Genomic DNA, 23,745 nt, shown 5'->3' with positions numbered 1-23,745 from the left:
TTCCACCTTAAAAGTCTAATGGGCATCGTATTAACCAGTCTGAAATTACACCCCATGTAATTTTCTCGAGATCCGCTTGTTTAAACGTTGGGACTTCTTCTTCAATGCATTTTTTTAAAGTTTCAATTTGATCTTTCATTATTCCTGATGGTTGGGCATTAGATGGAGCAAGCATAAAAATCCCAACTAAATTAGTTTCTCTCTGCTGAATGCATTTATAAACAATCTCATAAATATCAACCCAATTTTGCTTTAGCGTGTCTAATAGATTCTGATAATCAAGGAACTTTTGAATTAAAAAGTTTCTCATTTGCTCTTGTCTTGATACAGCATCGTGGATCTTAGGTAATTTTAAATTCAACTTTTCGAGAAAAGAACTATTGCTACTGATAAACTCCATTGCTCCATCAACAGTTGTGTCATCTAAATTTAGACTTAATTGGTATGAGTCTCTACGAAGCAGAAAAGCTTCTTGAGAATAGCTTTCCTCAGTTTGAACAATAATTTGAAAATCGTCAGCTACATACGGAAGACCTAACTGACGAACCTTGAGGGATTTTTTTGTACAGTATTGACTTAACTTTGCAGATTTATTATAAGGTGTCGCTAAAACCCAGCGACTTATTTTTAATGCTCCAAATAGTTCCTCTAACTCTTTTATATTATCTTTAGAGAACTTTTGGATATCATTATAAATTTTCTTTTGCTGTGCTTTATAAAGTTTATCAATATCACTCGACTGTTCCGGCAAATAACACTGAAAAACATGCCCATCTAAAGTATAGCATTCAAGGCCAAAATCTCCGCCATGTGAATCAGGCAAGTCACAGCAATTCGCGGGCTTATAATGTAGCCAGATAATGCTCTTAAAGAACGATTCCCATGCTTTGGGGTCGCTATGAGGGTCAATGTGCATTTCCAAGTCCGTTGAAAAAAATTTCCCCCAGTATAACTTCTTGTTCTCTAGGGAGTAAATATAACTGACCAAAAAATAGGCATCAATTAAGTTGACCTTGATCGTATGTCCATAGCTCAACAGCAGGCTGTTAGAGCCAAAATGCTGTTGTTCTCTTGAATGGAAAAACGCGCCGAAATGCCGCGTAACAGCCTGATTTAACATCTTTATAGCCTCATTTATTTTTCCACTATTCAGTGTTCAAAATCGGTGATGTGGAGAAAGCTACTGAAAACTCATGATTTTTAATTAAATTTCCTTTAGCAATCTCAGCAATCAATCCTAAAGCAATTTCCCTGTCTTTTTCTTGGCTTGCGCCTTCAGTCACCAGTCGAGCAATAAGCTCAACCCGTTCAAGCATCACTAATTCGCTTAGTTCTCTGTTCACATCACCCCCTCACGAGAATACTGTATAAACATACAGTATCATGTAATGATAAGAATTGGGAAGAAAAAATAAAAAATGTCTACCATGTATGTACATGATATCGATGAATATTAGTGCCCTGTGTCTTTAGCCTTTATTCGCAATATCGCGACACGATCAAGGATTTCCTTGGCTTTTTTCTGGTATGAAGGAGCCGCAGCATATATTTCTCCTTTGGCCGTTCCGCGTAGCCATTTGCCGTCAAAACAACTTCTACCACCCGCCATCAGGTGCAGGGCTTCGCCCCGGCTGATAGTGATGCCGGTTGTCAGATGTATCTCGTCTATAGTTTTCGCTATAGCTGCGTTTTGCTTATCCGCTCCGTGGATGAATTCTTTCCGTATTGCTAGCTTTTGCTTCCTGAGTCGGTTGGTCAGCTCTCGTCTTTCACGCCGACTCAGAGGTTTTGTTAAATCCAGTTTCGGTGGATCGCTTTCGCTTCCCGTACAGTTATTGACAGAACTCCGAGAGGGCGCAGGAGCGCCCTGAACGTCAACGGCCAAATCAACGGCACGCTTCGGCACAATTTTCCACTGCGTTAGCCGGGTTAAAATCGGGGTGTCTATGCCTACGGCGGAATCGTATACGCCACGGATGCAGACGGTTTCCTCACCATACTGGTTAAACTCGGCGCGCGGTTCATACAGCGTGCGCACCTGCAAATCATCACGACGGACAAACGGGCCACCTTGCGCATTAACGTAACCAGCCCAATCACCGGCGTCGGCGGCATCATGAACGGCGGCAAACTCAACGCTCAGGCCGTGCGCTGTCTCTGTATCAGCGAGACGACGCAATTCACGGTAAACCGTCACCGGCGCACCGCCGATAAACTGGAATTGACGGATGTGCCAGCGCGCCGCCCATGCTGATACGGCGGGGGCAGTCTCTTTCAGCAGCTCACCGCTTTCGTCATCTGTTTCACCATCGAGTGCATAGCCGTCGATATTTTTGGAAATGTATTTAGCGACATAGCCGGTAGCGCTGCCCTTTTCCGGGTCGATGGCCTCAGCATGAAAGCGGGCTTTTTTGGCTTTATCGCTTCTCAGTTCGTGGCGGTCTTCCTCCCACGCATAATCACGGATAATGTGGCGCACGCGCTCGACATCTTCCGGCAGCATGAACATAAGCATGTGCCAGTGAGGGGTTCCGTCGTGGTGGGGTTCTGCTACGCGGATCCCGAAAATACGAATCTCTTCACGGTGCAGCTTCGCGCGGATACGCGCCCATAAGCCAGTAAGATAGCTTTGTGTATCTGCCGGGCTGGCTCCGTTCCATTTGCTGTTACGGTAGCCCGCTTTGGTGGTGGCGTGGTATTTAGACGGCGCGGTCAGGGTGTAAAACTCCCCGACATAACCGAGTTCATTGCAGATATTTTCAAACCCACGGATGCGGGTCATAAGCTCACAGCGGCGTATCGCAGGGTTTGCGACCGAACCGTCATACTTTTCAATCAAGCTGATTCGGTTGCCGTCCTCGTCTTCGAGCTCTAAGCCCTTCAGAAACTCACGCGTGCGGCGCTTCTGCTCGCGCCAGTCAGTCACGCAGTTTTTACTCGCGTAGGCGTGTCGTTTCTTGCTGACGTTGCCGACTGCAATTTGTAGATGTTCGCGCCATGCCGACGCGACACGACGCAGACGACTACGCCACCATGACTCAGTAAACATACGGATTACTGCGGGGGCGATATCATCTTTGTTAAAGTATTTATTTGTCACGCGATCCCAATGGGGAGGGGTGACATTGAATTGCAGAGAAATAAAACCAGCGTGCATGTACCAGGTGTATAGCGTTTTGAGCTCACCAAAACCTGAGTCATCAATATTTGCCAGCTCAGAACGAATGAAATTAGCTATATCACCTGCCAGCAGGTCAATATCGGCGCGCGACATATCCGGGATGCGGTTATATCTGGCGACCATATTGACCATGCGGGATGCTAGATATTGCATAAGCCGGGTATCAAAATGACCACTAAAAACAGCGGCTGATACGTTGCTATTGATACCCGCGCACTCATATTTTTTTGCGACCAGTTCCAGACGTGGCAATGCCTTTTTGCAGAAGCTGATTATAAAGGCATTGGCTCGTTGACTGCCCTGATTTTGCTCCAGCACCGCAGCGGTGCGATAAACATCAAAACGCACACACTCAGGCTGAAGAGAAAGCACTTTTCTCGCATGCAGCAAAGCCGCGAACATGCGGTCGCGGCGGTGTTGCTCTGCGTAGGTCAGATATGGGCTCGCTATGGCCTGCTTAGGTTTATTCCACGCGTAAACATAGTTTGTCATGCGATAGCTAACTCCAATTGGCGTGGAGTCAGCCCTTTTGATTGCCACTCTGAAATTGACAGTGGTGTTACTGCCTCAATGGTATTTTTGAGAATGGCGCAGCGGCGTTTCAGTATTACCGCTTTAAGCTCTATTTCTGAAAGGTTCCTCGAATAATCCGCGTCACGAATTACCTTTGTGAGCTCAGGATATTTAACATCGAACTTTGGTACATTGCAGGCAAGATTAGTGCTGTCCGCTGTCGCTAGAGGGTAGTTTCCCAGCACTCTACCATCAAGCATACGTAGCCCGTGCACCTGCGTTGAGAAACTATGTTTGCAGTAAATGGTTTCAAACGCTTCTGACATCCTGCGATGCCAGAGCTGGGTTCTGATAGTTGCGTACTCACCTGACGACCCAAAGCACACACGCGGCCACTCCCGGCAAAGCTCAACCAGACGGTGCAATGATTCATGCAAATGCCAGACTGGCGCAGCTTTGTCTTTGAAACAGCGTGGTAATTTGGCGATAAGTGCGTCATTGTCAGCTTCGCCACCTTCAACCACATCAGGGATAACAAAAAATGACAGCTTGGGATGGTGATAATAAGGAATCAGCCATTGATAGAATTGCTGCCAGTCAATAACAAGGCCACGCTTCCACGCTGAAAAAGCTCCATTATCTATAGCAACAGAGAGGGCGTATTTAATTGATGCAGCTAATTGGTCAGGACGTGCATACGATACAAATGCGCCAGCACCGGTGACCGCAATACGGTGAACGTTACCGGCGTCACCCCATACAGGTGTTCCGTGGTAATGAGTAACGTCTGCCACGCCCTTAACCATATGTTATTTCGCAATCCCAGTATGAAAGGCTGACTCACATAACATCCCCAATCTCTCAATTTCTGAGGCAATGCCATTCAGAGTTTGAAGCTCCGAGTTATGGATGTAGTGATGTGCCAGACCGGAAATAAGCTGGTTAATCTTCGGGTAATATCCGATAGTGTCGAGCCATTCCTCGCCAGCTTTATTGCCTGTCTTTACGACTTTCTTTTCATTCAGGATGAATTGATATTGGTCGCTGGTAATAACCCACTTTTCGCCGACTTCGATACGAATACCCATTTATACGCCCCTGTAATGTTTTGATTTAAGCTCGGCGATTTGCTGACAGGTCACGCAAAAGGCCACGCCCGGAATCGCAATGCGGCGAGCTTCCGGGATTGGTGCGTCACATACCTCGCATGTAAAACGAGATGGCGCAGCGATACGGCTGCGCGCGTTGTTGATAAGGCGCTCACGTTCTGCCTGTTCGCGCTGTTGTGCGATATCCATTGCGTCGGCCATTAGTGCAGCTCCTGAGATTCGTTTTCGTAGCGGGTGGCTTCGCGGCGCAACAGCTCGGCCGCTTCGATAGCGCTTAAACCTTTGTTAGTGATATGGGTAGCCAGTGCCTCAAGGCGGATTGATACAGCCAGCGCGCGACCCTTGCGCTCTTCAGATTTGGCCTCATCCAGCAACACGGCCAGCGCGTCTTTATCAACTTTGAATTGACGGGTTTCGATATTTTGCATAGTGCTTTCTCCTGAATTCGGGCAATGGGAAGCCCGACGGGTTGACGTCAGTTAATAAAATTCGTGTATTAATTCGGCATGGTTAGCCGTTTGGGAAATAAACTCACCACTGCACGAAAATTATTCATCGCTGTAATAAGCGCCTTTTTCTCGTCAGTAGTCAGCTCACTTAATTCGAGCTCATGACGAGCCGCCGGTATTTTTGCCAGAAAGAAAATAGCGGCCAGCGCCCGATTATTTTCTTCAAATTGTGGGTCACGTTTATCGCGCATATCATCGACAAAACGTTCAACCTCTTTCCAGCTATCGCCCCAATATCTCGCGCGCAATTCAGCCACATGATTGAGACCGGCCAGACGTTCACCCGCTTTTAGCTGAACAGTTGCGGAAACAGCTTCGATAGCCATGATTCCCCCTGCTTTTGAGTAGAGAGGCCAGCCAGTAAATCAGCCTGCGAGCGGCTCGGGTGCCAACGCTTGCCGTCCTTACCTGCGATCCAGCCGTGGCCGTAGTGCATGCCGGGGCTTTGCTTAACGAGTAGAGACTCGAATGACGGTTCACTTTTCAGCATACGCACCTCAAATAAGCCCGAACGATGCGCCAATACCGCTCATGGTATCGACCACGCTCGACATAGCGGGATTAGTCTGCAGACGCGCATGCAGCGCCAGAGCCGATAATGACAACATGCGAATGCCAGCATTAACGCTTTCAATCATGTTGTGCTTACGGGCAGAGGTCAGACGTTCATCAGATACCGCACCGCTTGCCAGTTCGCCGAGTTCACGCATTGCGCGCATGACATAAGACTGCAATTTGTCTTTAGCCAGCTCATTAACCGGTACGCATGGCAGGCAATGAATCTGCGCCAGAAAACCATCAACGAGGGTTGAGTCTTCAGTCAGGTCAGTCAGTAGCCACAATTCAGGCGGCGTGAACTGGTGAGGCTGTTCCGGGTTGAGCTTGTTACGTAAAGTTTGAACGTTCATACCCGCACGCTCGGCCAGCTTCGCCATGTTATGACGCTGTGCAAAAGCCCGGCACGCTTCGTCATAGTGGGGATGTTTGGAAACCTGAAAATCAAACATGTTGCATCCTTACAATTCACATAAAGTGAATTAAGCGCCGATGACGAGTTGAAAACGGGAATGACCCAACGCCTTACGCAACTGCTCTTCTTTCCAGCGTGCGTAATAAATACGAATCGGGCCACCTGCTTTCTTGCAGCCTTTACGGATGGTGCGTGGTTCGATTGGTACACAAGGGTTGTCGCCGGTTGTCCAGCGGTAGGCGGTGCGTTCAGAAACACCCTCAAGCTCTGCGAATTGTTGCAGAGTAACGATAGGTGCAGGCACTTTGATGATTGCGATTTCAGAAGCCATATTGCATGATTCCCTGTTAGCCAAAGTTTGCAATTGATTTGACTCTGTTTGCCAACACTTGCCATCAATTGCGTGGGTTTAGCCAAAATATATCTCCCAATTGAGATATAGTAAATAGGTTTTATCGAAATGAGAATAGATTCTTTAGGATGGAGCAACGTAGATGTACTCGACCGCATCTGCGAGGCGTACGGATTTTCACAGAAAACTCAATTAGCTAACCACTTCGATATCGCATCCAGTTCATTGTCAAATAGGTACACCCGAGGCGCCATCTCCTATGACTTTGCGGCTCACTGCGCCCTTGAAACAGGTGCTAATCTTCGGTGGTTACTTACCGGAGAAGGGGAAGCATTTGTAAATAACAGAGAATCGAGCGACGCCAAAAGGATTGAGGGGTTCACATTAAGTGAGGAAATCCTCAAATCCGACAAGCAACTGAGTATTGATGCCCAATTTTTCACAAAACCGCTCACAGATGGGATGGCTATCCGTTCCGAGGGGAAAATTTATTTTGTGGACAAGCAAGCATCATTGTCTGATGGCCTATGGCTAGTCGACATTGAGGGAGCAATAAGCATTCGAGAGTTAACAAAACTACCGGGCAGAAAACTACATGTTGCAGGCGGGAAGGTTCCTTTCGAATGCGGCATTGATGATATTAAAGCGCTGGGGCGAGTAGTGGGTGTATACAGCGAGGTTAACTGATGACCGTCCGTAAAAATCCGGCTGGCGGTTGGATTTGTGAGCTTTATCCAAACGGGGCAAAAGGCAAGCGCATCAGAAGGAAATTCGCTACTAAGGGCGAGGCTCTGGCGTTTGAACAGTACACCGTTCAAAACCCGTGGCAGGAAGAAAAGGAAGACAGGCGCACGTTAAAAGAGCTGGTTGACTCATGGTATAGCGCTCATGGCATTACACTGAAAGATGGCTTGAAACGTCAGTTAGCCATGCACCATGCTTTTGAGTGTATGGGCGAACCACTCGCACGCGATTTCGATGCGCAGATGTTTTCCCGCTACCGAGAAAAACGGTTGAAAGGTGAGCATGCCCGTTCAAACAGAGTGAAAGAGGTATCGCCTCGCACGCTTAATCTTGAGCTGGCCTACTTCCGGGCAGTGTTCAATGAGCTAAACCGCCTCGGAGAATGGAAGGGCGAAAACCCACTGAAAAACATGCGCCCATTCCGCACAGAAGAAATGGAAATGGCCTGGCTAACTCACGATCAGATTTCGCTACTGCTCGGTGAGTGCAAACGCCATGACCACCCTGATTTAGAAAGCGTGGTCAGAATCTGCCTGGCAACTGGTGCACGGTGGTCTGAAGCCGAGAGAATGAAAAAAAGCCAGCTAGCGAAATACAAAATCACCTATACCAACACAAAGGGCAGAAAAAATCGCACCGTTCCAATCAGCAAAGAGCTCTATGAGTCTCTGCCTGATGATAAAAAAGGCCGATTGTTTAGTGATTGTTATGGCGCGTTCCGGTCAGCTCTGGAAAGAACAGGCATCGAACTACCGGCAGGACAGCTTACCCACGTTTTGCGCCACACCTTCGCTAGCCATTTTATGATGAATGGCGGTAATATTCTGGTCTTGCAACGCGTGCTCGGGCATACCGACATCAAAATGACCATGCGATATTCTCATTTCGCCCCTGACCACTTAGAAGAAGCCGTTCGATTGAATCCGATATCAAATCTGAGATAGGAATGTAAGGTTAAACGATGAAACTTAAAAAGTTACAGTCTCTTGATTTTGTAAATGACTTCCTGAATCATTTAGAAACTAATTTTGAAAAAGAATTATTCACAGCTTGCTTACGAAATTATGCCTCACACGGCAATCCATTACGTTTTCATAACTTTGCATTTTCAATTCGCGAACTAATAACACACATCATTGAGAAAAAATCGCCAAATGATAAGTTATTACAAGCATCATGGTATGAAAGAGAACATGAACATTACAAAATATCCAGGAAACAGCGTTTAAAGTACTGCTCCCAGGCTAAAATTTCAGATGCATACTTGGGTGAAGAGTTCCTAGAAGAATCTAATGAAAGAATAGATGAGATGCTTAAACTCTTTTTCTTCTTAAACACATACACGCATATAACTGAAAAATATATGCACCCATCCCCTCAAGAATTTTTCGAAAAGTCCAAACAAATACTTCAGACCGCAACAGAGATACTAAATGGTATACATAATTGTAGAGATGAATTGATTCGTACCCTCGAAGATAAAATCAGAGATGCAGTCATCGACACAGCAGTAAGCACAATGCCTGAAAATCTTGTGACTATCGCGAATCATGCATTTGTAGATTACACAGAGGTCGAAGAATTTGGAATCACTTCCATTGATGATGAGTACATCAATATTTATGCAACCGGCACCGTTTATGTTACTCAAGAGTATGGACCCAGCAATGATGGGGTTAGTTTGGACGAAAGTTATCCATTCACGTTGCGCATGGCCTCTCATCTAGACTCCCCTGAAACATTCGAAGTCATATCTGAAGCTTTAGAGGTAGACACTTCTTCTTGGTACGATGATGGAGAGCAGGAGGCTCAAATGATGGAGATGGAAAGAAATGAAATTCATCATGTCTCAGTTTCATCTTCTGACATTGAAATGGATGAAAGCACACCTTTCTGACATAAAGAAGCATTGAATAGTGGCGATGAAGTGGCGGTAGAAATGGCGAACAATGGGTAAGCACTGGCAAACGATGGCAATATATGTCAATGATAAACAAGGCAAACTATTGATTTTCGGTTGTTCTTATAGGAACTCATAATCGCTTGGTCGCTGGTTCAAGTCCAGCAGGGGCCACCAAACACAGCAAGGGCTGGCGAGCAATCGTCGGCCCTTACTCTTTTCAGAACGCCCACAGCAGGTCGGCAGAGAGCTCGTACGATACCCACGCAGCCACACCGCTGCCTTCGATGCCATGCGCCATCCCCATTGTTGCCCCGGCTAACATCTCCGCGCCGCCGCATCAAGTCCAGCCGCCGGCCATATTTAAAATTTCGCGCCGGCCGAATAGCCTCATGTTTATTAAGCAGCGCACCCTAATATTTATCGGGAAGCTCGTTAACAATCTCGACCAGCACGCCATTCTCGATTTTTATATACCCCCCGGTTTTTAATTCAGCCAGCACTCTAAAAAGATGGCTACGGGACATTTTGGTACGTTTAAGGATAAAGCTCGCCAGGCTTTTATCATGTAAAACCCCTTCATCCTTTTGCTTTTTATAGCGATAAATCATCGACTTTATCGTGTCATATCGCGAGGGAAGATTTTTTTCATGATGGGCATCGATAATTAATGCCAGCTGAAATGCCATGATCTCCATCAGATAGGCAAAGCGGTCGCGCTGAATAAAATAACGCTCGAACAGCTCCTTATCGCAGGTCACGATCTTAACATTTTTTTTGGCAGTATATTTTAGGGCGATTGCTGGACCGTAATTTTCAATAATTCCAAAGATCATCCCCCGCAGCCCTTTTCCGATCTGCAGCATCTCCTTTTTTTTACGCCCCTGCCCGCCCTTGTCTTCGGCGCCAAAGCCAACGTTGTACTCAATCTCCACAGAGACAATACCGTCAACCACAATAACGATTTCACCTTGATTCACTTTGAAAACGCCGTTATCTCTGATGATTCTCGGCTGCCGGGCAGAAATTAACGGTTGGATAATTTCGATATCGTTGGCCACCGTATCATTATAGTTATCAATGAACCCGGAATAGGCAGTTTTCATATCACCTCACAATTCCTTTTAAAAACAGTTAAAAATACGTATCTAAGATTAAATTCGTCAATTAACTATAGCATCTTTTGTTCATATTGTTGCGCCGCGAAATAGTGACCGGCTAAAATTTTGAGTCCCTTAAGAGACTCCCCTCTCGTATACCACCATCTATCTTCGTAGAATGCGAAAACCGACGAAAACATGAACACCTGGTTTTCACGATCGCTGAAGCAGCTGATTTATTTTTAAATAAATCTCACATTGATATTTTAAAAATAAACAAAGCACTTCACCAACAACCTATTTTACGCCGTGTAACCCTGCGCAAAGTAAAATAAAAGGAACTCGATAATGTTTAAACATATTCCGTTCAAGAGAACAATGTTAGCCAGTATGCTGACGTTAGTCTCAGGCGCCGCCACCGTGGCACATGCCGCGACGAATGCCGCCCCCACCAAGCAAAATGCATCTAAGCCGAACATCGTCGTTATTTTCGGTGATGATATCGGTTACTGGAACCTGAGTACCTATAACCAGGGCATGATGGGCTATAAAACGCCGAACATCGATAGCATCGCCGCGCAGGGGGCGAAGTTTACCTCCTATTACGCCGAGCAAAGCTCGACGGCCGGTCGTTCGGCTTTCATTACCGGCCAGATGCCGTTCCGTACCGGGATGAGTAAAGTCGGTATGCCGGGCGCTCCGCAGGGTCTGCAGAAAGAAGACCCGACTATCGCCAATATCCTCAAGCAGCTGGGCTATGCCACCGGTCAGTTTGGTAAAAACCATCTCGGCGACCGCGATGAGTTCCTGCCGACCGCGCACGGCTTCGACGAGTTCCTCGGCAACCTGTACCACCTGAACGCTGAAGAAGAGCCGGAAAACCCGGACTATCCGAAAGATCCGGCATTCCGCAAGCAGTTTGGCCCACGCGGCGTCATCAAGAGCAGCGCTGACGGCAAAATTGAAGATACCGGTCCGTTAACCGTGAAGCGCATGGGTACCGTGGATGATGAAACCCTGGCGGCGAATAACGACTTTATGGAACGCCAGGTAAAAGCCGGGAAGCCGTTCTTCACCTGGTATAACACCACCCGTATGCACAACAAAACGCACCTCAAAGACGCCAGCATTGGTGCAACCGGCCTCGGAACCTATGCCGACGGTATGGTTGAGCACGATAAGACCGTTGGTGAAGTGCTTAAGAAAATCAAAGACCTGGGCATCGAAGATAATACGATCGTTATCTACACCACCGATAACGGCCCGATGACAGCAACCTGGCCAGACGGCGGCGAAACGCCGTTCCGCGGCGAGAAAAACACCGGCTGGGAAGGCGGCTTCCGCGTACCGGCAATGATCAAATGGCCGAACCACATCAAGCCGGGCACCGTTATTAACGATATGTTCGCCAGCTACGACTGGTTCCCGACGCTGGCCGCCGCCGCGGGCGACGCCGGTATCAAGCAGGAGCTGCTGAAAGGCTATAAGACGCCGTCGATCACCTACAAAGTTCACCTGGACGGCTACAACCAGCTCGACTTCCTGCAGGGTAAAGCGAAGGACCAGCGTAACGAGTTCTTCTACTGGAGCGATGACGGCGATCTGCTGGCTATGCGCCAGGGACGCTGGAAAATCCACTTTATGATTCAGGAACATACCGGTCTTGATTTGTGGCGCTATCCGTTCACCAGGCTGCGCACGCCGCTGATCTTCGATCTTGAAGCCGATCCGTTAGAAAAAGGTACCGACGGTATGGGCTACGACAGCTGGTTCTACGACCGTCTGTTCCTGCTGGGCGGCGCGCAGAAGTCAGCGAAAGATATGCTGGCAACCTTCAAAGAGTTCCCCCCGCGTCAGAAACCAGGCTCATTCACCGTTTCCGATGTGGGCGCGATGCTCGAGCAGGGCGCTAACGCCAACAAATAACGGCACCTCTACTTCAGGGGCGGTTCGCCGCCCCCGTTGCCGCTTCCTCTCTCCGCTTTACCCTCGACCTATCGATCCAGGAGTTATTGATGAAACACAGCACTACTGTGCCCGTTAAAGCGCTACCCTCGGCAGAAAAGTACGCGGGTAACGGACCACAATATCAACGCCGCTTTCACGTGATGGCCAAACCTACCGGCTCAGCATGCAACCTCGACTGCACCTACTGCTTCTACCTGCACAAAGAAGAGCTGCTGCAGCAGGAGGCCCACTCCAACATGAGCGATGAGGTACTGGAGAATTTTATTCGCCAGTATATCGACGGTCAGGACGGCGAACAGATAGTCTTCTCCTGGCAGGGTGGCGAACCCACGCTGATGGGGCTGGAGTTTTTCCACAAGGTGGTGAAATTCCAAAAAATGTATCAAAAGCCCGGCCAGAAAATTGAAAATGACCTGCAAACCAATGGAATCTTGCTCAACGACAGGTGGGCTGAATTTCTCAAAGAGCACCGCTTCCTGGTGGGACTGTCGATTGACGGCCCCCGCGAGCTCCACGACCGCTACCGCCTGACCCGCAGCGGCAAGCCCACCTTCGACAAGGTGATGGCCGGAGCCGATGCCCTGAAACGCCACGGCGTCCCCTTTAACGCTCTGGTCACCGTAAACCGCACCAACGCCCGCTTTCCGCTAGAAGTGTATCGCTTTGTCACTCGCGAGCTGGGCGCGACCTACGTGCAGTATAACCCCTGCGTTGAACCGGTGGACTTCACCCGTACCGCCCCCCACTTCTGGCACGACGATACCATTCCCGTCGTCGGCAGCCGCCGGGCTCGCCCGGGAGATCTCGACGCCATCGTCACCGACTGGTCGGTTGACCCTGAGGAGTGGGGAAGCTTCCTGACCGCGACCTTCGAAGAGTGGGTTAACAACGACCTCGGGCGCGTACAGGTTAATTTATTCGAAACCGCCGTCGCCCAGATGATGGGCATGCCGGCGCAAATCTGCACCACCTCTGAATTCTGCGGGAAAGGACTCGCCATCGAAAAAAACGGCGACGTTTTTTCCTGCGACCACTACGTCTACCCCCAGTATCAGATGGGCAATATCGCCGATAACACCCTGGCCCGCATGGCTTTTTCCGAGCGCCAGCAGGCGTTCGGTATGGGTAAATGCGCTACCTTGCCAAAACAGTGTAAAGAGTGCCCGTACCTGAAGCTGTGTCACGGCGAATGCCCGAAAAATCGCCTGGTTCGCGCGGCGGACGGCGAGCTCGGCCTGAACTATCTCTGCCCGGGTATTAAAGCCTTCTTCAACTACGCCGAACCCATTTTGGCGGGCATCGTCACCCTGGCGACGCGTGATTTTAACGGAGTAGCACGATGAATATCCGCGATAACATCCTCCAGCTGGAGCAGCGCATGAACGCTCAGGTTCTCGGCCAGGAGACGCTGGTACGCATGCTGATCATCGCCCTGCTCTGCGACGGCCACATTCTTCTCGAAGGCCTGCCGGGCCTCGCGAAAACGCGCGCCGTGCGCGAACTGGCGGGCCACATTAGCGGCGAATTCCGCCGCATTCAGTTTACGCCGGACCTGCTGCCCTCCGACATCACCGGCAGCGAGATCTATCAGCAAAACGCGACTCGTGAAGAGGATCAGTTCCGTTTCCGCCCGGGGCCCGTTTTTGGCAACATCATCCTGGCAGATGAAATTAACCGCGCCTCTGCCCGCGTGCAGTCCGCGCTGCTGGAAGCAATGGAAGAGCGGCACGTCACCGTCGCCGGTAAAAGCTGGCCGCTGCCCGGCGTCTTTATGGTGCTGGCCACGCAAAACCCCGTCGATCAGGAGGGAACCTGGCCGCTACCGGAAGCTCAGCTTGACCGCTTCCTGATGAAAGTGCAGGTCGGCTATCCGTCTAAAGAGCACGAGCAGCGCGTCATGCAGCTCGTGCGCGCGGAGCAGCAGGAGAAATATCGCGGCCTGACGCCTGAAAAAACGCCGCCCCAGCCGGAAGCGCTGATGCTTTCGCAACAGGAGATTGCCTCCTGCTGGCGGGAGATTGCGGATATCCACGTCTCATCGATCATCGAAACCTATATTGTCGATCTGGTCAACGCTTCCCGCGCGCCGCAAAGCGTAAGCGAGCAGCTGGCGAGCTATCTCACCTTTGGCCTTAGCCCGCGCGGCACCCTGGCCCTGGAGCGCTGCGCCCGCGCGCAGGCCTGGCTTGAAGGCCGCGACGCCGTGCTCCCCGACGATGTGCAGTATATTGCCCCGCCGGTGATGCGCCATCGCCTGATGCTCAGCTATCAGGCCAATGCCGACGGCTGCAGCGCCGACGATGTTGTCGCCATGCTGCTTAACGCCGTGGTGGTTTGATGGCCGCCGAGCTGAGCATCGATCGCCAGGCGCTACTCGACCTCGCCCCGCTGGCGCGGTTGATAGCCAACCCGCCCGGGCAGATCCCGCCGGGTGCGCTGTCAGGCGAACGCGTTTCTCGCCAGCGGGGACGCGGCCTTAACTTCGACAGCCTGCGCCGCTATCAGCCCGGCGACGATGTGCGCATGATTGACTGGCAGGCCACGGCGCGCCTGCGTTCGCCGTGGATACGGCTCTATAACGAAGAGCGCGAGCGCCCGGTCTTTTTGCTGGTCGATCAGCGCCTGGATATGTATTTTGCGACGCGTGGGCAAACTAAATCGGTCGCCGCCGCGAAAGCCGCCGCGCTGCTGGCCTGGCGCTGTCATCACGACGGCGATCGGGTAGGAAGCCTCATCTTTAACGATACGACGCTGTCGCTGCAAAAATGCCGCTCCCCGCGCAGCGGTCTGCCCGCCATCCTTGACGATCTGCAGCGCTACAACCGGCTGCTGCCCGCACAATATCCCGCGGAGCCTGACGGCTCGCTATCGCTGGCGCACATCCTGCAGCGCGCCGCCCACGCCGTTCCGCATGGCGCATGGGTGGCGATTGTGAGCGACTTTCACGATCTCGACGCCCGCGCGCAGGCCCTGCTGGCCCACCTTCGTCGCCGCTGTGAAATCAGCGCCTTCATTATTTTTGACGATCTCCATCTGCGCCTGCCGCGTAGCGGATCCCTGGCTGCCCGCTACGCCGGACGCGAGGCCAACGTCTCCCTTTCACCCGCGCTCAGCCACGAAATACGACAGCAGATTACCGTCAGGCTGGCGCAACAGCAGCGTGACCTGAGCCGATTGGGTATCAAGGTGAATCACCTGACGGTTGCTCAGGATCTGCTGCGCCAGTTACAAAAGGGTATTTAAATGTTTGAGAAAGGCTATGTGGTTCCTGCCCTGCGGGACCCCGTGCTCCCTCCGGCGGCGTCATGGTTCCCACTCCCTCTCGGCTGGGATCTGCTGATCTGCGGCCTGCTGCTGCTCGCCATCGCGCTGTGTATCACCCGCTACGCCCGCTGGCGCCGCAACCGCTGGCGGCGAGAAGCTCTGGGCGCGCTAGCCCAGCCGCAGACCGTCGATAGCTGGCTACAGCTGATTAAGCGGATCCAGCTGGTTCACCGGCCTCGTCAGGAGATGAGCCGGGCCCTGGCACCGAAAGCAGTCCTGGCGCCAATAGCCATCGACGATGACCTGCGTCGGCAAATGATTGCCCGCTACTGCCGGGCCGATAACGCGCTGAGCGATGAACAGTCGGCGCGCCTTCGCCGCCAGCTTGCCCGCTGGCTAAAGGAGCTACCGAATGTCTGAATGGCTCACGCGGATTGATTTTGCCTGGCCCTGGGCCGGGCTTCTGCTCCTTCTGCCTCTGGTCACCCGTTATCTGCCGCAGCCGGGCAAAACGGTGCCGGAGCAGGTGCGGGTCCCCTTTCTACCCTCGCTTATCGATGCGCTTAAGCTCGATGCCCGTCCCGAGCGCGGCAGCAGGCGCGGAGCGCTCCTGTTCTGGTTAATCTGGTCGCTGCTTATCTGCGCGCTGGCACGCCCGGAATACCTGACGCCGCCGCAGTACATCACCAGGCCAATGCGCGACATCGTGCTCATCATCGATGTCTCTGGCTCAATGGGCAAAACCGACGTCGAGGGCGGCATCACGCGCCAGCAGGCGGTACAGGACTCCCTGCGCAAGTTCGTCGCCAGCCGCCGTTCGGACCGTATTGGCATGGTTATTTTTGCCACTAAGGCCTGGCCGTTTGCCCCCATCAGCGAGGATAAACAGGCGCTGCAAACGCGGATTAATCAGCTGGCGCCGGGAATGATTGGCCAACAGACCGCCATTGGCGATGCCCTTGGCGTGGCGGTAAAAGTGCTGGATGCAGGCCCCGATAGCCGGGCCGATAAGCTGGCGATTCTCCTGACCGACGGCAACGACACCGCCTCGCAGCTTCCCCCTATGCTGGCGGCGAAGCTCGCCGCAGAGCACCACGTACAGGTGCATACCATCGCCTTCGGCGATCCTAACAGCCGCGACAACGACAAGGTCGACCTTGCCCTACTGCAGCGCATCGCCAAAACCACCGGCGGCCACGCCTGGACCGCCGCGCGCTCCGGCAGCGCGCTGGACGAGGTGTGGCAAAAAATCGATGCCATCACTCCGGTGCAGGTACAAAGCCTGGGCTGGTCGTGGCACAAAGCGCTCTATCCGTGGCCGCTTTCCACGGCGCTATTGCTGCTATTGACGCTCGCTGTGGGCCGCTATGTCCGGGAGAAAATGGCATGAGCAACGTTCACTTTATCTACCCCTGGCGCTTAACGGCCCTGCTGCTCTGCGCGGCGCTGGCGTGGCTCCCGCATAGCGGACGCTCCGCCTGGCATAGGCTGCTGGATAAACCCTTTCGCTCGTTAATTATCCATCGCCGCAGGCGCCTCGCCAACCTGCTGCCCTGGCTGCTCGCCCTCGGCGTTATCGCGCTCGCGGGCCCCACCTGGCAACGCGAGCTGCCGGCGGCGCTGACGCCGCAAAGCAATGTGATGGTTATCCTGCAACAGGATCCGGCCATGTACGCCGGGGATCTGGCGCCTTCTCGCCACCAGCGGATGCAAAGCAAAATCGCCGCCCTGATGCAGCGCCTGCCCGGCGCGCATTTTGGCCTCGTGGTCTACAGCTCGCAGGCATTTCTGACCACGCCGCTTACCCAGGACCCGCAGTTTTATAGCCTTTTCCTCAACGCGCAAACGCCGTCGCTCCTGCCGCAAGGCGAGGGCTCATCGCTGCCGCAGGCGGTGGCGCTGGCGCTGAAGAACCTTCCCGCCGGGCGGGACGCACCGCGCAGCCTGATCCTCGTGGCCGATACCCTGTCGCCAGCGGACGCTGTCTGGCTGAAAGGCCAGCGCCTGCCGCTGCAAATTTGGGTACCCGGCACCGCGGCGGGCGGCGCGCTGCCTGAGCGTTATGCCAGCCGCGGCGTGGATACCCGGCTCAACGTCGAACGGTTTAGCCAGGTACGCGACGGCGGCATTCCCGTCACCCTGGTCACCGACGATAACGACGATATGCAGGCGATCCTCAGCCATATCCAGCAATCGGTGACGCAGCAAAATAACGCCCGCCAGGATTTGCGCTGGCAGAATAGCGGCTACCTGTTGGTCATCCCGATGCTGATCCTCCTGCTGTTCTGGCGACGCCAGCTCATCTACGTCACCCTTCTGCTGCCGACCCTGCTCTGGTCGCCGCACGGGGAAGCGGCCTGGCTGGACGCGTGGATACCGCCGGACGTCCAGGGGCAGCACGCTTTTGCGCAGGGCGATTACGCCGAAGCGGCGGCACATTTTCACGACCCGCTGTGGCAGGGTATCGCCTGGTATCGGGCCGGCCGCTTCACCCTCGCCGCGCGCTCATTTCGCGAGGCCCCGCAAACGGCGGAAGCCCTGCTATGGACCGGCAATAGCCAGGCTCAGCAAAAGCAGTGGCAGCTGGCGCTCGACAGTTACGATCGCGCCCTTAGCCTGCGTCCGGACTGGACGCTGGCCCTGCAAAATCGCGAGCAAGTTGCACAAATTGTGATGCGCATTCGCCAGCAGGAACGTGAACGCCAGCAGGCGCAGGGCGATGCGATGGACGATGGTCCGGATAAGATCGTCCACGATCTGCAGAAGCATCAGGGGGTCGATCAGAAACAGATGGGCGCCGTCGCCGGCAGCACTCCGCAGGTCAACCAATGGTTCGAGGCTCTGGACGTCTCGCCGACGGGGCTTTTACAGAGCCTGTATCGCAACGGCGCAGAGGAGAAGGCCCCATGAAAAAAGCGCTTCTGTGGCTACTGATCGCCACGCTCCCGGCCCATGCGGCGATGGATATCACCCGCGAGCTCGACGCCCCGGCGCTGCTGGTACCCGGCCAGCCGGTGCGCGTGGCGGTGACCTACTGGACCGACAGCTGGTTTAACCCTCCGCCGGAATGGCCGGATTTCGCGGTGAAAAACGGCGAGCTGCTGAGCACCCCGCTCCCTTCTCAGTTGGTCACGCGTAAAAAGAACGGTATTACCTGGAGCGGGATCCGTCTCGAACGCCAGGCCGCGGCCTGGGAGCAGGGAACGCTGCGCCTGCCGGCGGTTGATGTCACCGTGGCGTCCGCCAGCCAGGGGCCGGTAACCGTGCACCTTCCGGCGCTGGAAAGGCGCGTAAAATGGCCGGCGGGCATCACCCAGGCAGACCATTTTTTACCCGCCAGTCGGCTGACGATGACGCAGGATATTCGCCAGTACCACGCCGGTAAGACGTCGGCGCTGCGCGTCGGGGATGTCGTCGATCGTATTGTTACCGTCGATGCCCTGGATGCCCTGCCCGCGCAGATACCGCCGCTGCTCTACGCGATTGCGGGCAGAGAAACCCAGCGCCTCACGCCGATTAACACGCCGCTGCAGGGCGATCGCGGCGACGTTACCGGTACGCGTCGGGTGGAGCGGCTGCGCTATCTTCCCACCCAGAGCGGAACCCTCGTGCTGCCGCCGGTTAAGCTGCGCTGGTGGAACACCGCGAGCCAGCAGTGGCAGGTCGCCGAGCTCGCAGGAGAAACACTCAGGGTCGCACCGGCTCGTGCGGCCGGCACCGAAGCGTCGCTGCGCGGCGCGACGGCAGGGGAAAGATGGTGGGATCTGCTGTGGGGATCGCTGGCCGTCCTTTTCATTGGCGGCATGTGGTTTACCCGCCGTGGGCTTGAGCGGAGCCTTCGCCGGCTGTACGGGCTGTGGCAAAACTTCTGGCAACCGCAGCCTTTACCGCCGCTGATGCCGAGCGGGAGAAAGCCGCGCTAATCGAGACAACAAGGGGCGCATCGGCGCCCCTGCTTTTTGCCCCTGTCCGGCTATTGCGCTTTACACAGCGCCGGGTCAAACACGGTGTTCCAGTCCTGCTTCATATCAACAACCGTCCAGCCTTTTTGCGTCGCCTGCTTTAGCCCTTCCACCAGCTTTCCGCTGGCGGGCGGATGGCTGTCGTAGGCGTATTCCCGCGCCGCATCGGTATGGTGGACCAGCAGCTCAAAGGTTTTGTAGTGCGGATTCGCCGCGGTGTACTGCAGCATCGCCAGATCGCCGTCGCTATTGCCGAAGGCGGCAACCGGGCGCTGGCCCATAAATAGATGAATAGCGACCGGCTTCGCCGCGGCATCATCATTGAAGGCCCCTTTCATCGTCTTGCGCAGCTGGGTGCCATTATCCGTGAGGCTAAATTCGCTTAATGCGAAGGAGCCAATCACCTGCTCCGGCGGGATCGCGTACATTTTTTCCGAGACCACGCGCATAAAATCGATGCCGCCGCCGGAGACTATCCAGGTCTTAAAGCCGTTGGCGCGCAGATAATCCAGCAGCTGGCGCATCGGCTGATAGCCGAGCTGGTCGTAGCGGCATCCGCTACGCTTATCCTGATGATGATCGAACCAGTCGCTGACGCGCTGGCTAAACTCCTCCGTCGTCATCCCGCTGTGGGTTAGGGCAAGAAGCTGCAGCAGCCCCTTTTCGCCGGATGCCGCCAGCGTCTTCAGATCATTCTTCATGACCGCGGCGACGAGCGGATCGTTTTTCCACTCCGGATGCTGCGGCTCCAGGCGTTTGACTTCGTCCACCGCGAACTGGAGCTGGAAGGTCAGCGGCGCTTCCGGCCAGAGGGTGCCATCGTTATCGAACACCACGTAGCGTTTATTCAGCGGAATAAAGTCCGGGCTCCCTTCGCGCGTCGAGTTTTGCACCCACTGTTCAATTGCCCGCTTCGCCGACGTGTCTTTCCACGCCGAGAGCATGTCGGTACTCGCAGCGCTACCAAAGCTCGCCAGCAGCAGGCTGATTAAGATTGTTTTTTTCATTTTGTTCCTTTGTCATTTACGCGCAGCAAACCGAAGCGATAGCCGCGTGGCTACTTCAACATCGCGGCAATTTTCTCCAGCGTGGGCTTCACCGTAGAGTAAAAATGCCGGAAGCCAGGGCACAGATAGTTCAACCCCTCTTCACCGTCCGGCGCGCGCACGATGCGATTTTTCGGACACTCTCCCCAGCATAGGTTCAGATGCGGGCAGCTTTTACAGTAGGCGGGCAGCGTCTCTTTCTTGCCCATACCAAATACTTTCTGTCGTTCAGAGAACACCATATCCGTCAGCTTGTGGCCGCGAATGTTGCCTAATTTATATTCAGGGTAAACGTAGTGATCGCAGGAATAGACGTCGCCATTTTTCTCAATGGCCAGCGCCTTGCCGCAAAATGGCGCGGTGATGCACAGCTGGGAAGGCAGCCCCATGGTTTGCACCACGGCGGTTTCAAACAAGTTGACCTGCACCCGGCCCAAATCGTAGGTCACCCACTCATCGAAGGCTTCGGTCAGGAAATGCCCCCAGTCGTCGGGGTCAACCGACCAGTCGGTGACGATAGAGTCGAGATCTCCCGGCCTGGCGCGGCGGGAGCCGGTGAGCGGGATGGTCTCTTCCCGCCAGAACTGAGGGGCGGTGGTTTTAAAATCGCTCGCCTCGACGCACGGAGTGAACTGAATATAGGTCGCCCCCAGCTCGCGGGTCAGAAAGCGGTACACCTCGCGGGGAAAGCGGGCGTTGACCCGATTGACGACCGCCAGCGCGTTAAAGGGCACCTGATGCCGCTTCAGCGCATCGATCCCCGCCATGACCTTATCGAAGGTGGGCTTACCGCTGCGCGTGACGCGAAAGCGGTCATGGATCTCGCGAGGCCCGTCAATCGAGACGCCGACAAGAAAGCGGTGCGCCTTAAGGAAAGCGGCCCACCTGTCGTTTATCAGCACGCCGTTGGTCTGCAGATCGTTTTCAATACGCTGGTGCTTCGGCTGATACTTCTTTTGCAGGGCCACCACTTTTTCAAAAAATTCCAGCCCCATCAGGGTCGGCTCGCCGCCCTGCCAGGAGAAAATGATCTCTTCGCCGTCCTGGCTCTGAATATACTGGCGAATAAAGTTTTCCAGCACCTCATCGCTCATTCCTTTGTCGTGCTGCTGCTGCAAAAGCTGCTCTTTATGCAGATAAAAGCAGTAGTTACAGTCGAGGTTGCAGGTTGAACCGCTGGGTTTGGCCATCATGTGATAGCGACGTTTGTAGGCGGGCAGGTATCGCCCGTGGTTCTGCAGCGGCGTCAGGGGGATCGTGGTACTTTTTTTCATCAACCAGGACCTGCGTAATGGGGCTCACAAAAATAAAAAGCCCGGCAGAGTCGCACCGGGCTGGAGAGAGTTTAGTTCCCGTTTGGCATCGCCAGCTGGAAACCTTCTTTCTGTAATTGTTCACGAACGCTGCTAAAACGCTGGTATTGCGACAGGGTGATGGGGCCGCTGTAGGCTTCACTCTGCGGCTTACGCGGCGGATACTGAATATAGGTCTTCATCAACCCGTTAATCGCCTCGTTGAAGGTCACCAGCGTCCAGGTCCGCTCGGTATAGTTGTTCATGAAGATGTCGTAACGCTCCTGCGGATCCTGCCAGAGGTCAAAAATCTGCGGGACGGTCGCGACGTAGGATTCAGGCCCCTTCCAGCCGAGGTTAGAATCGACGGCAAGGCCGCCGGTCTTCGCGCCGTTATCTCCGCGCAGGTTAAATACCGCCTTGTAGTTGCCAACGCGGGCGGCGCCTGGGGTGAGCTCATTTTCGGTAAAGTAGAACCACGAGGTGCGCGGATCTTTACCGGTCCCGAACAGCACCGGAGAGATATCATAGCTGTCGAAGATGATAGGCTGGCCGGCGCGGTCTTTCGTCGGTAGCTGAATGCCGGCCACCGAAGCGAAGGTTGCCATCAGGTCCAGGCCGCCCACGATGTCATGGTTGCGGCTGTGCTCTTTAATTTTGCCCGGCCACCAGGCGATGGCAGGAACCCGGCTACCGCCTTCACGGTCGGTGCCCTTGGTGCCGCGGAACGGGGTATAGCCGGCGTCCGGATAGACGTCCTGCCAGGCACCGTTGTCGGTGGTCCAGACTACAAGGGTGTTTTTATCGAGGCCAAGCTGGCGCAGCTTATCCATGATATGGCCAACGCGCGCATCCATTTCCACCATCGAGTCGGCATATTTGCTCTTCGACATGGACTTACCGATAAAGTCCGGGTCAGGCATATTCGGCTGGTGGTTCTTCATGAAGTTGATGCTCATAAAGAACGGTTCAGAGGATTTAGCGTTGGCGTCGAGATAATCGAGGGAGGCCTTTTCAACGTAGCGGTCAAAGAACGGGATGCCCACCACGCCCTCTTTGCCGTCAACCACCGGCGTATTCACGTACTGACCGTTGATTTTGAACTCTTCCTTCGCCGCCTCACCGGCATTACCCGAGAGGGCGCCGCGGGTCACGCGAACAAACATCTCGCGAAGTTTTGGATCCATATCCGGGAACCAGGTTGGGTCGGCGTAGGTATAGGCATTCAGGTGATACAGGCCGGCATACTTCATTTCGTCATAGCCCTGGGCGTTTGGCAGCGCATAATCTGCCTCGCCGAGGTGCCACTTACCGGTAAAGAACGTTTTGTATCCCCCGGTTTTAAGCACGGAGGCCAGCGTCCACTCCTCTTTCGGCAGGCCGCCGCCCTGGCCCTGGAAGGCCACGGTGGTCATACCGCTGCGGTTGGGGATACGTCCGGTTTGCATCGCGGCCCGGCCCGGGGTGCTGCTCGGCTGGCCGTAGAAATCAAAGAAAGTCATCCCCTCATCGGCCATACGATCGAGGTTTGGCGTTGGCATACCGCGCCCTTCCCCTCCGCCGTAAACCCCAAGGTCGCCATAACCGGTGTCATCAGAAACAATCAAAATGATATTCGGCTTTCTGGCCGTCCCTTCATTTGACACTGCCGCATTCTGGTCAGCGGCCTGGGCGGTGGCGCCCGGTAAAAAAGAACCCGCGGCGAAGGCCAGCACGCCAATGCCCTTGTACTTTCGTTTCATTGCTAAACCTCATGACTCAGAATGGGTCTGATTTATCTCAATATTTGAATAATACCGGGTGAATTGGAGAGAATAATTTAAATCTTTGCATCA

26 protein-coding genes are annotated in these 23,745 nt (G+C 53.7%); 11 read left to right on the top strand and 15 right to left on the bottom strand.

Features of this window, described 5'->3' with window-relative positions:
• Positions 1-7: 7 nt before the first annotated feature.
• The 11 genes from HCK03_RS03170 to HCK03_RS03120 all read right to left on the bottom strand — a co-directional run bounded on the left by HCK03_RS03170 (position 8) and on the right by HCK03_RS03120 (position 6,613).
• Complete coding sequence (locus HCK03_RS03170) at positions 8-1,120, bottom strand: hypothetical protein (RefSeq protein ID WP_206110931.1); 1,113 nt, start codon at positions 1,118-1,120, stop codon at positions 8-10.
• 25 nt (positions 1,121-1,145) lie between these two features.
• The gene (locus HCK03_RS03165; RefSeq protein WP_167691125.1) at positions 1,146-1,343 is read right to left on the bottom strand and encodes a Tum protein; all 198 of its coding nucleotides are present in this window, start codon (positions 1,341-1,343) and stop codon (positions 1,146-1,148) included.
• 110 nt (positions 1,344-1,453) lie between these two features.
• The gene (locus HCK03_RS03160; protein WP_167691124.1) at positions 1,454-3,673 is read right to left on the bottom strand and encodes a replication endonuclease; all 2,220 of its coding nucleotides are present in this window, start codon (positions 3,671-3,673) and stop codon (positions 1,454-1,456) included.
• Positions 3,670-4,500 (bottom strand): hypothetical protein, encoded by an 831-nt coding sequence (locus HCK03_RS03155; protein WP_167691123.1) that lies wholly within the window; start codon positions 4,498-4,500, stop codon positions 3,670-3,672. Before HCK03_RS03155 ends, HCK03_RS03160 begins: the two co-directional genes overlap by 4 nt.
• Positions 4,501-4,503: 3 nt before the next feature.
• Entirely contained in the window at positions 4,504-4,782 is a 279-nt protein-coding gene (locus HCK03_RS03150; protein ID WP_167691122.1) for a DUF5405 family protein, read from the bottom strand.
• Positions 4,783-5,004 (bottom strand): TraR/DksA family transcriptional regulator, encoded by a 222-nt coding sequence (locus HCK03_RS03145; RefSeq protein ID WP_071081269.1) that lies wholly within the window; start codon positions 5,002-5,004, stop codon positions 4,783-4,785.
• Positions 5,004-5,231, bottom strand: coding sequence for a DUF2732 family protein (locus HCK03_RS03140; protein ID WP_167691121.1), 228 nt, complete (start codon positions 5,229-5,231; stop codon positions 5,004-5,006). Before HCK03_RS03140 ends, HCK03_RS03145 begins: the two co-directional genes overlap by 1 nt.
• Before the next feature lie 68 nt (positions 5,232-5,299).
• Positions 5,300-5,638, bottom strand: coding sequence for a DUF5347 domain-containing protein (locus HCK03_RS03135; RefSeq protein ID WP_167691120.1), 339 nt, complete (start codon positions 5,636-5,638; stop codon positions 5,300-5,302).
• Positions 5,602-5,802, bottom strand: coding sequence for a phage filamentation protein Fil family protein (locus HCK03_RS03130; protein ID WP_167691119.1), 201 nt, complete (start codon positions 5,800-5,802; stop codon positions 5,602-5,604). The genes HCK03_RS03135 and HCK03_RS03130 overlap by 37 nt, the downstream gene beginning before the upstream one ends.
• A gap of 7 nt (positions 5,803-5,809) precedes the next feature.
• The gene (locus HCK03_RS03125; RefSeq protein WP_020316738.1) at positions 5,810-6,319 is read right to left on the bottom strand and encodes a phage regulatory CII family protein; all 510 of its coding nucleotides are present in this window, start codon (positions 6,317-6,319) and stop codon (positions 5,810-5,812) included.
• Positions 6,320-6,349: 30 nt separating this feature from the next.
• Positions 6,350-6,613, bottom strand: a complete 264-nt coding sequence (locus tag HCK03_RS03120) for a hypothetical protein (RefSeq protein WP_001630878.1) — start codon at positions 6,611-6,613, stop codon at positions 6,350-6,352.
• Between the two features lie 129 nt (positions 6,614-6,742).
• Between HCK03_RS03120 and HCK03_RS03115 the strand changes: the two genes are divergently transcribed.
• The 3 genes from HCK03_RS03115 to HCK03_RS03105 are packed head-to-tail and all read left to right on the top strand — an operon-like array spanning position 6,743 to position 9,275.
• The gene (locus tag HCK03_RS03115) at positions 6,743-7,321 is read left to right on the top strand and encodes a phage repressor protein CI (RefSeq protein WP_167691118.1); all 579 of its coding nucleotides are present in this window, start codon (positions 6,743-6,745) and stop codon (positions 7,319-7,321) included.
• Positions 7,321-8,322, top strand: coding sequence for a phage integrase (locus HCK03_RS03110; protein WP_167691117.1), 1,002 nt, complete (start codon positions 7,321-7,323; stop codon positions 8,320-8,322). Before HCK03_RS03115 ends, HCK03_RS03110 begins: the two co-directional genes overlap by 1 nt.
• A 17-nt stretch (positions 8,323-8,339) precedes the next feature.
• Positions 8,340-9,275: a pPIWI-associating nuclease domain-containing protein gene (locus HCK03_RS03105; protein WP_167691116.1), complete on the top strand. Its 936-nt coding sequence runs from the start codon at positions 8,340-8,342 to the stop codon at positions 9,273-9,275.
• 416 nt (positions 9,276-9,691) lie between these two features.
• Here HCK03_RS03105 and HCK03_RS03100 read toward each other — a convergent pair whose 3' ends face one another.
• Positions 9,692-10,384: a helix-turn-helix domain-containing protein gene (locus HCK03_RS03100; protein WP_041147305.1), complete on the bottom strand. Its 693-nt coding sequence runs from the start codon at positions 10,382-10,384 to the stop codon at positions 9,692-9,694.
• A gap of 342 nt (positions 10,385-10,726) precedes the next feature.
• Here HCK03_RS03100 and HCK03_RS03095 point away from each other — a divergent pair, with 342 nt between their 5' ends.
• The 8 genes from HCK03_RS03095 (at position 10,727) to HCK03_RS03060 (ending at position 19,533) form a co-directional block, all read left to right on the top strand.
• On the top strand, positions 10,727-12,304 hold the full coding sequence (locus HCK03_RS03095; protein ID WP_167691115.1) for an arylsulfatase: 1,578 nt from the start codon (positions 10,727-10,729) through the stop codon (positions 12,302-12,304).
• Positions 12,305-12,393: 89 nt separating this feature from the next.
• On the top strand, positions 12,394-13,689 hold the full coding sequence (locus HCK03_RS03090) for an anaerobic sulfatase maturase (protein WP_167691114.1): 1,296 nt from the start codon (positions 12,394-12,396) through the stop codon (positions 13,687-13,689).
• On the top strand, positions 13,686-14,684 hold the full coding sequence (locus tag HCK03_RS03085) for an AAA family ATPase (RefSeq protein WP_115191824.1): 999 nt from the start codon (positions 13,686-13,688) through the stop codon (positions 14,682-14,684). Before HCK03_RS03090 ends, HCK03_RS03085 begins: the two co-directional genes overlap by 4 nt.
• A complete protein-coding gene (locus HCK03_RS03080) occupies positions 14,684-15,589 on the top strand; it encodes a DUF58 domain-containing protein (RefSeq protein WP_167691113.1) in 906 nt (301 codons plus the stop codon). The genes HCK03_RS03085 and HCK03_RS03080 overlap by 1 nt, the downstream gene beginning before the upstream one ends.
• The gene (locus HCK03_RS03075; protein ID WP_143966430.1) at positions 15,590-16,030 is read left to right on the top strand and encodes a DUF4381 family protein; all 441 of its coding nucleotides are present in this window, start codon (positions 15,590-15,592) and stop codon (positions 16,028-16,030) included.
• Positions 16,023-17,000: a VWA domain-containing protein gene (locus tag HCK03_RS03070; protein ID WP_123551916.1), complete on the top strand. Its 978-nt coding sequence runs from the start codon at positions 16,023-16,025 to the stop codon at positions 16,998-17,000. Before HCK03_RS03075 ends, HCK03_RS03070 begins: the two co-directional genes overlap by 8 nt.
• A complete protein-coding gene (locus tag HCK03_RS03065; protein WP_167691112.1) occupies positions 16,997-18,520 on the top strand; it encodes a VWA domain-containing protein in 1,524 nt (507 codons plus the stop codon). Before HCK03_RS03070 ends, HCK03_RS03065 begins: the two co-directional genes overlap by 4 nt.
• Positions 18,517-19,533, top strand: a complete 1,017-nt coding sequence (locus tag HCK03_RS03060) for a BatD family protein (protein WP_167691111.1) — start codon at positions 18,517-18,519, stop codon at positions 19,531-19,533. Before HCK03_RS03065 ends, HCK03_RS03060 begins: the two co-directional genes overlap by 4 nt.
• Positions 19,534-19,583: 50 nt before the next feature.
• On the opposite strand, the gene HCK03_RS03055 is transcribed toward HCK03_RS03060, so the two are convergent.
• From HCK03_RS03055 to HCK03_RS03045, 3 genes are all read right to left on the bottom strand, one after another.
• Positions 19,584-20,579 carry an HAD family hydrolase gene (locus HCK03_RS03055; protein WP_041147314.1) on the bottom strand — a complete coding sequence of 332 codons (996 nt, stop codon included), beginning with the start codon at positions 20,577-20,579 and terminating at the stop codon, positions 19,584-19,586.
• Between the two features lie 50 nt (positions 20,580-20,629).
• Positions 20,630-21,892, bottom strand: a complete 1,263-nt coding sequence (locus HCK03_RS03050; protein ID WP_076946604.1) for an anaerobic sulfatase maturase — start codon at positions 21,890-21,892, stop codon at positions 20,630-20,632.
• Between the two features lie 71 nt (positions 21,893-21,963).
• Positions 21,964-23,652: an arylsulfatase gene (locus HCK03_RS03045; RefSeq protein ID WP_167691110.1), complete on the bottom strand. Its 1,689-nt coding sequence runs from the start codon at positions 23,650-23,652 to the stop codon at positions 21,964-21,966.
• Positions 23,653-23,745: the final 93 nt, after the last annotated feature.

It is taken from the genome of Klebsiella terrigena (assembly GCF_012029655.1).
Taxonomy (GTDB): domain Bacteria; phylum Pseudomonadota; class Gammaproteobacteria; order Enterobacterales; family Enterobacteriaceae; genus Klebsiella; species Klebsiella terrigena.
The sequence above is the reverse complement of the archived record's forward strand: the minus strand, read 5'-3'. Positions and strand labels throughout refer to the sequence as shown.